The 8,679-nt window shown below is 35.8% G+C and carries 6 protein-coding genes; 5 read left to right on the top strand and 1 reads right to left on the bottom strand.

Annotated features, from left to right (window positions below):
• From M0Q17_RS09820 to M0Q17_RS09805, 4 genes are all read left to right on the top strand, one after another.
• Positions 1 to 813: HDOD domain-containing protein (locus tag M0Q17_RS09820; RefSeq protein ID WP_366835310.1), on the top strand; the 813-nt coding region annotated here is incomplete at its 5' end.
• Positions 810 to 3,530, top strand: a complete 2,721-nt coding sequence (gene polA, locus M0Q17_RS09815) for a DNA polymerase I (protein WP_295086387.1) — start codon at positions 810 to 812, stop codon at positions 3,528 to 3,530. The genes M0Q17_RS09820 and polA, both read left to right, overlap by 4 nt.
• A gap of 6 nt (positions 3,531 to 3,536) precedes the next feature.
• On the top strand, positions 3,537 to 4,736 hold the full coding sequence (locus M0Q17_RS09810; protein WP_295086385.1) for an ATP-binding protein: 1,200 nt from the start codon (positions 3,537 to 3,539) through the stop codon (positions 4,734 to 4,736).
• Between the two features lies 1 nt (position 4,737).
• Complete coding sequence (locus M0Q17_RS09805; RefSeq protein WP_295086383.1) at positions 4,738 to 5,415, top strand: response regulator transcription factor; 678 nt, start codon at positions 4,738 to 4,740, stop codon at positions 5,413 to 5,415.
• Here M0Q17_RS09805 and M0Q17_RS09800 read toward each other — a convergent pair.
• Positions 5,402 to 7,105, bottom strand: a complete 1,704-nt coding sequence (locus M0Q17_RS09800; RefSeq protein ID WP_295086381.1) for a nitrite/sulfite reductase — start codon at positions 7,103 to 7,105, stop codon at positions 5,402 to 5,404. The genes M0Q17_RS09805 and M0Q17_RS09800 overlap by 14 nt on opposite strands.
• Positions 7,106 to 7,223: 118 nt before the next feature.
• Between M0Q17_RS09800 and M0Q17_RS09795 the strand changes: the two genes are divergently transcribed.
• On the top strand, positions 7,224 to 8,679 hold a 1,456-nt coding region (locus M0Q17_RS09795), incomplete at its 3' end, for a M1 family aminopeptidase (RefSeq protein ID WP_295086379.1).

The raw sequence follows: 8,679 nt of genomic DNA, 5'->3' as shown, positions 1-8,679 counted from the left end.
AAGAGATCAATTATTGATAGCATAAAGTCACTTCCTCCACTATCAAGTACAATTTTAGAAATAAATAGAATTTATGGCGATGAAAATTCAACAATAAAAGATATGGCAAAAGCAATAGAGAGTGATCCTATGATTATTGCAAATATGTTAAAAATTGCCAACTCTCCTCTTTATGGATTTGGCAAAGAGATTAAAAATGCCAATCAAGCAGTGAGTCTTTTTGGAATGAATATGACCCGCGCTATCGCACTAGGAAACTCGGTTAAAAAGCTTTTAAACGTGGACATGCAGCCTTATAAAATTACCTCTGAAGAGTTTGCACAAATCTCATTGCTTCAAGCAGCGTTGATATTTGGTTGGTACAAAAAAATTGATAGACAAAAAGCTGAAGATCTCTATTTAGCAGCCTTTTTACAAGAGACGGGAAAGATACTTATAGCAAGCGAAATTATTCGAGATGATGAGGCTGTGAGTTTTGCAAGCGAAATAGAAAACTCCAATAATATAGCCATAGTTGAAAAAGCCTATTTTGATGCTACAAGCGGGGAGGTTACGGCGCTAGTTTTTAAACATTGGGGATTTGATAGTGATTTTATTGAGATGATACAGTATTCGGACAACCCTCTAGTAGCTCCAGAGAGCATAAGAGAGTTTTCAACGGCTCTAAATATTGTAAAAACTATAGTTTCGATAAATAAACCTTTTTCTGAGGTATCCATAAATTTCGGGTTAAAAAAGGCTAGTGATGCAGGCTACAATGTCACTCTTTTAGAAGAGGCTATCGCTAAAATAGTGGATAATTTAAACACATGAGTAAAACAGTTACAGTAATTGACACGTTTGGTTTTTTCTTTCGCAGTTTTTATGCACTTCCGCAATATCTTAAAAATGCTCAAGGTTTTCCTACGGGTTTACTAACGGGTTTTACAAATTTTATCTCTACCCTTCAAAAACAGCATGATAGCGATTATCTGATTTTTGCTATTGACTCCAAAGGTCCTACCTTTAGAAATGAGATAGATGCAAACTATAAAGCACACAGAGTTGCTCCGCCTGAGGAGTTGATGATGCAGTTGCCAATCGCTATAGAGTGGATAGATAAGATGGGTTATAAAACACTCGGGAGCGTCGGATATGAGGCAGATGACATAATTGCTACCGTCGTACGCTTTGCCAAAGAGAAGAGTTATAATGTAAGGATAGTCTCTCATGATAAAGATCTCTTTCAGCTTATAGATGATGGCAAAGTGGTTTTAGTTGATGCTATAAAGAAAAAAGTGATGGATGAAGATGCTTGTATGGAAAAATATGGTATTTCACCAAAGCAGTTTATAGATTATCAAGCTATTTTAGGCGACTCTGCGGATAATATTCCCGGGGTAAAGGGCATAGGAAAAGTTGGTGCCCAAAAACTGCTTGTGCAGTATAAAACCCTTGATAATATCTATGCAAATATAGAGGAAATTAAACCTCCCGGTATTCAAAAAAAACTCTTTGATTTTAAAGTTGATGCATACAGATCAAGGGAGCTTGTCACTCTTAGAGAGGATGTTTTAGAGAGTTTGGATTTTCAAGAGTATAAAATGGATGTAAAAAACCCATTTTTGAATATTTATGACGAGCTTGTTAAGTATGAGCAAAACACTATCTTAAGAACCCTGCAGAGTAAAAATATAGTAAGTGATGATACACATCAAAAAGCAGTCGTCAAAGTAGAAACCCAAATTCAACAGAGTAAAAAATTCGACTTTAAAACAACACTTATAACAGACGCAAAAGAGCTTTTTGAAGTGTTAAATATACTAGATAATGAGACGATTATTGCTTTTGACACAGAGACTACCGGACTTGATTATGAAAATGACTCTTTGGTCGGTTTTAGCTTTAGTTTTAACAATCATGAGGGATATTATGTACCTATTGCCCATTTTTACCTTGGTGTGCCTTTACAGATAAGTCATGATGATGCTATAAAGGCTATAAGAAAGATATTTAACTCCCGAGTTGTTGGGCATAATATAAAGTTTGATTTGCATTTTGTCTGCAGATTTTTACAAGAGAGTAAATTAGATATTTTTGCAGACTCCATGATACTTGCTTGGTTGGTAAATCCAGAAGATGCTCTCTCTCTTGATAAGCTCTCGGACAAACTTCTAAAGCATAAGATGTCCTCTTTTAAAGAGACAGTAAAAAAGGGCGAAACGTTTGCCAGCGTTGCGCTAGAAGATGCATGTAGCTATGCTGCTGAAGATGCCGTTATAACCCTGAATCTTTATCATCTGCTATTAGAAAAACTAGAACTTCAAGGCGCAAAACATCTTATACAAGAGGCTAAAGAGGTTGAGTTTGTATTTATTCAAACGCTTTTAAAGATGGAGAGAGAGGGAATAGCTCTAAATAGTCTCTTTTTAGAGAAGTTTCTTGTTGAAGTCAAGGATACTTTGAGTGAGTTGACAAGCAAGATTTACGCTTTGGCCAACAGGGAGTTCAATATCAACTCCACGCAGCAGTTGGGTGCTGTGCTTTTTGAGGATTTGGGTCTTGCAACCGGCAAAAAAACAAAAACAGGGTATTCGACAAATGAGCAGGTTCTAAGTTCGCTAAAAATGGAGCATGAGATTATTCCCTATCTTTTAGAATACCGTGAAGTATATAAGCTTTTTTCAACCTATATAGAACCTCTGCTAAGGCTTGCCCGTGAGGATAAAGAGGGTCGTATCCATACATCTTTTGTACATACGGGAACGGCAACGGGAAGATTGAGTTCTAAAAATCCTAATCTGCAAAATATTCCTACAAGAACGAAGCTTGGCACTAAAATAAGAGAAGCTTTTATAGCACCAAAAGGTAAAAAACTCATCGGCATAGACTACTCTCAGATTGAGCTTAGACTGCTTGCACATTTTACGCAGGACAGAGTTTTGGTGGATGCATTTAAGAGTGATAAAGATATTCATCGCCAAACCGCCGTGGCTCTTTTTGGTGAGGAGGAAGCAGATGCAAAAAGAAATGTTGCAAAAACTGTAAATTTCGGACTTCTTTATGGGATGGGGCAGAAAAAACTCTCCGAGACTCTTGGCATAACAACTAAGGAAGCAAAAGAGATAATTGAGAAATATTTTAATAGTTTTCCGACGGTAAAAACTTACTTCCGCTCAATAGTAGATAGTTCAAAAGAGCTTGGATATGTGGAGACACTCTTGGGGCGCAGAAGATATTTTGACTATAAAAATGCTTCCCCAATGTTTAAGGCGGCGTATGAGAGAGAGTCCGTAAACACTATTTTTCAGGGGAGCGCTAGTGATCTTATAAAACTTAGCATGAATAAAATTCACAGAGTGATTGAAGATGAGAGATTAAATGCAAAGATGCTTCTTCAGATTCACGATGAGCTTATATTTGAGGTTGGCGAGGAGGATGCTGAAGTTTTGGGAGAGAGATTTAAAGAGATTATGCAGAGCATAATAAAGCTCAATATTCCTATAAAGGCGAGTATGAATATTGGAGATAACTGGAGCCAATTAAAGTAGTGTTATATGTTAAAACAGTATAAAGAAGCTATTGAAAAGAGCAATATTATCTCAAAAACGGATGTTAATGGGATAATAACCTTTGTAAATGATGAGTTTTGCACAATTAGCAAATATTCAAAAGATGAGCTCCTTGGCAAAAATCATAATATTGTCAGGCATCCAGATGTGCCAAAAGAGAAGTTTAATCTTCTTTGGGAGACTATAAAAAATAAAAATATATATAAAGGCACCGTCAAAAATTTAGCAAAAGACGGCAGCACATTTTACGTAAATACAACAATAATTCCAATTCTTGACAAGAGTGACACTATCATCGAGTATATTGCAATACGATATGATGTTACAAAAGAGCTTCTCTTAAGAGAAGAGCTCTTTAAAAAAAAGGCCGAGTATGAGGAGCTAAACAGAAGCCTTGAGAAGATGGTAGAGGAGCAGACAAAAGAGCTAAAGGAGTTAAATTTAACGCTAGAGGAGCGTGTAAAAGAGGAGATAGCAAAAAACGAGGAGAGGCAGCGTGTTATGTTTTGGCAATCAAGACATGCAAGTCTGGGTCAAATGCTTGCAAATATTGCACATCAGTGGAGACAGCCGCTTACAGAGCTCTCTTTAGCGATGTTTAATATTAAAAAATCGGTACAAAACGGTAGCGAGAGTGAAGTCTCAAAGTTTTATGAAGAGAGCAAGCATATTATAAAAAATATGTCTGAAACAATAGATGATTTTACTAACTTTTTTTCTCCCGATAAGGAGAAACATTATTTTAATATCAGCGATAGCATAAGAGAGTCTATCGGGCTTTTGCAGAGCGTTATCGATGATGAGATGATAACCGTAAAAACGACATTTGAAGATATAGAGGTTTTGGGGATTACAAATGAACTTACTCAGGTTATTATAAATCTTATCAACAACTCAAAAGATGCATTTATACACAGCAGTATTCTCCTTAGAGAGATAACAATAGCCACAAAAAGAGAGAATAGCTTTGCAGTTATTGAAGTGCAGGACAATGCAGGAGGGATAGCCAAAGAGAATCTGGAGAAGATTTTTGAGCCATACTTTACTACAAAACATAAAAGCCGCGGGACAGGTTTGGGACTTTTTATGTCACGAATGATTTGCGAACAGGGACTCGGCGGCACCCTTGATGTTAAGAGCAAAAAACACACGACAATATTTAGTATAAAAATTCCATTGGATTAGTATGAAAAATAGAGCACTAAAAGATATTAAGGTTTTACTAGTAGAGGATGAAGAAAATCTCGCAAGACTCTTAAAAGAGGCAATCGGCGATAATTTTTATAGTTTTAATATTGCAGTTGATGGGATGCAAGGGCTAGAGCTTTTTAAAAAGATAAAACCCGATATCGTCATAACCGATATAATGATGCCGCGCCTCTCAGGGCTTGATATGGCAAAAGAGATAAAGCAGAGCAGTCCTAAAACTCCAATAATAATTCTTAGTGCTTTTAGCGAGAAAGAGAAGCTCTTTAGTGCCATTGACATAGGCATAACTAAATATTTTTTAAAACCTTTTGATACAGAGGAGCTCTTAGAATATATAGGTAGTATAGCTCCAAAGTTAAGTAAAAAATCACTAAAACTAAGTGAAGATTTTGTTTTTAACAAAGGAACAAACTCTCTTTATAAAAACGACAGATATGTCTCACTATCTAAAAATGAGACAAAATTTTTGACTCTTTTGCTTGATGGAAAAAATAGAGTTGTCGGTGATGAAGAGATAAAAGAGAGCTTGTGGGGCGAGGATGTGCGCGATGAGAGAGTGAGAACTTTTATCAGAAGATTTCGAGAAAAGACCTCGAAAAAATTTGTAAAAAATGTAAAAGGGGTTGGATACAAACTATCTTTTAACGAAAGTTAGTTCTGTGTATCTTTGGTTTATAGCGAGGATCTTCTCCCTCAATAGTCCAGAGTTTTTTACTAAGATAACTTAGTGCATCATGAAAGCTCTCGCCTATATGCTCCCAAAAATCAAGCTCCGCAAACTCTTTTTTTAGTAACTCTTTTTCATACTCAAAACTTTGTATCTTCTCTAGCTTTGGCAAGATGACACTGCTTTTTTTCTCAAGATTTGCCAAAATCCATAAAGATAAAAAATCCTCGCTACAGTGAATTAAAACCTGACTCGCATACTCCTCAAAATTGCGATAACCGCTAAGCTCAAATAGTTTTATAACTAATGATACTGTCTCGTTTAGATGAACGAATGGAACCATTGAAAAGAGCTGACGTCCAACAGAGGTGCCATCAGAGTGAAGAGCACCTAAAAATATTCTAGCTCCGCCTTCGGTATCCCCAAAGTTGTTTGTTTTTAACCCGATAAGACCTATATCTGTATGTCTGTGTCTGCCACAACCCTTTGCACACCCTGAAAAGCCGACTTGTATGCGATGCTCGTTTATCTTATCAAGAGGAAGATAAGATGTCTCATCCTTGATGCTCCAAACAGCATATGGACAGAGGTTACCTGCACATGCAACTATTGTTTGGCTGAGAGCTTGTGATTTTAGAGCGGAGATAGGCTCTTTAAGACCGATAAGATAGATATTTTGATCTATAGCTAATCTAATTTCAAGGCTGTTTTGTGTTGCAAAATCGGCAATATTTTTCATCTCATTGGCAGTGAGTCTTGAAAAATCACTCTGGTAGCAAAAAGCAAATTTTCCGTCTTTTAGTTTGTGAAACTCAGAAAACTCTTTTTTCTCTAAGATAAGGTTGCCTTGATTTTGAAAATCTCTTTTATACTCTTTTTGAATATGTGCTTTAAATCCGTCCATCCCGATATCTTCTATTAAGTGAAAGATGCGAGTTTTAGCACGAGAAAAACGTGAACCATGAAGATAAAACGCCTCTACAAAAGCTTTGAAAAAATCAAAGATTTCCCCTTTTTTTAAAAAAATGTCGGCACTTCGGGCTACTTCTGTGTTTTTTCCACCCATATAGACATTAAATCCAAAAACACCCTCTTTTTCTGCTAGTGCAAAATAGATATCGTTTGCAAAAAAGGAGGTTACATTTGCACGGTTTCCTGATATGCCTATAGATATACGACGCGGGAGCATGCCGACATAGCGAGGATTTTCTATGATGTAGTTATGCATCTGCATTATCAAAGGATAAGTTTCAATCTCAGAAAACTCTCCACATCCATCATAGGGGTCTGTTACTATATTTCTTACATTGTCGCCAAAGCTTTGCCATGTAGATACGCCAAGTGCATTTATTCGTTTGTGGATAGCTAAAACATCATCTGCTTCTACATTGTGAAGTTGTATGCCAGAGCGTGCTGTTAAGATGATGGTTAAGTTATACTCAGCTACTATGTCGGCTATTTTTTGAAAATTTTCGGTACTGATTTTTCCGCCGGGAATACGTATTCGAATAGTAAACTCATCTTCAAGGAAGTTGGTATTAAATATTCCAAAATCTTGAAGATAGAACCTATCAGCTTCATTTAGGCTCTCAAAATCAATTTTATCAAAATCTTTATAGTAGTCAATTGGTTTTAGTTGAGCTTTATAGCGCTCTCTTTTGTTTAGTTTATTTTCCATACCTGTATTCTATCTAATAACTAAAATGAACTCTCTTGATATTTGTCATTTTAAGTTGTTGCAATTTATATTCTTTTTCTGGCTAAAATATAATTTCTTATATAAGGGCAAGAAAATTATGAAAAAACTACTTCTTTTATCATCACTATTGGCATCGGCTATTTATGGACATGAGTGCAAATACACTCTTAACATAGACATTGACATGGACAAGGGTCTGCTTGAGGGCAAAGCTGTTATTAGCACCGACCATCCGACTGTTGAACTGTTTGAAACAAAGGCAAATATTTCAGAGATTAGGAGTGCACAGCTCAGGGTTGAGAAAAATATATCGACTCTTGTAAAAGAAGATCAAAACAAAACGGTTGAGATTTCATTTACACATAAGTTTAACTTAATTGACTCAGATGCTATTTTACTTGATAATTGGTACCCAAGAGTAGGATTAATGTGTAAATACGAAACAGTTATTTCAAATCCAGAAATTTTAGCTATTACAGAAGCTACTAAAATAGAGTCGAAAAATGGCACTACTAGTTTTGTATTTGATCATCCGCTAGATAAGATAAATCTTATAGCATCAAAAAATTATCGCAAGAGTCAAATAGTTACAAAAGATAAAATGACCTTATCAACATATTTTTACCCCGAAGATTCAAATTTGTCTGATACTTATTTTAAAAGGGCGCAGGAGAACTTTACTCTTTATAGGGAGATGTTCGGTTTTGTGCCTTTTAATAACTTCTCAATTGTTGAGACACAGTTTCCTGCCGGCTACTCAATGCCTACATATACTCTAATAGGCAAGCAGATTATTGATAAAGATTACGTTTTAAACAACTCCCTTGGTCATGAGATAGCCCATCAATGGTTTGGAAACTATGTTTATGCACCGCAAAAGGGGAACTGGGTTGAGGGTATCACTACATTCTATGCTGACTATCTATATGCAAAAAAAGAGAATAGGACAGTTGAATATAGAAAAGATATGTTAATCAAGTATAACTCGCATGTCAATTTAAGTAATGAGATAGCGCCGATTGATTTTGAGAGTAAAACTAAAAATAGCAAGAATGCAATCGGTTATGAAAAGTCAGCCTTCTTTTTCTATATGCTAGAGCAGAAAATCGGCGAAAAAGCATTTCTTAATGGAACGAAGATGCTGCTTAAAGAGTACCCTTTTAAAGAAGCCACATATGAAAATTTAAGAGAGATATATGAGAAAACATCAAATCAGAAGCTGGATATTTTTTTCAAAAATTGGATTTATGAGAAGGGCGCACTTGATTTTGTTATAAATAACACAAGTTTGATGTTTATAGAAAATAGATATGTACTGGAATTTGATATTACAAGCAACAACAAGGGGGAATTCATTCCTGTTTCTATATGTTCAGACAGAGAGTGCCTTACTACAAAAATTGATTTAAGCAAGAAAAGGCAACGTTTTGAGCTTGACGCGGCACCCGTAAAAATGGTAATAGATGAAAATTATGAACTCTTTAGAAGATTGCATCCGCTTGAGGCTCCACCGGTAATATCTAAAATAATTGACTCAAATGCTCTTGTTGTCA

This window comes from Sulfurimonas sp. (genome assembly GCF_023229105.1).
GTDB lineage: Bacteria > Campylobacterota > Campylobacteria > Campylobacterales > Sulfurimonadaceae > Sulfurimonas.
This window is presented reverse-complemented; position numbering and strand designations above follow the sequence as displayed.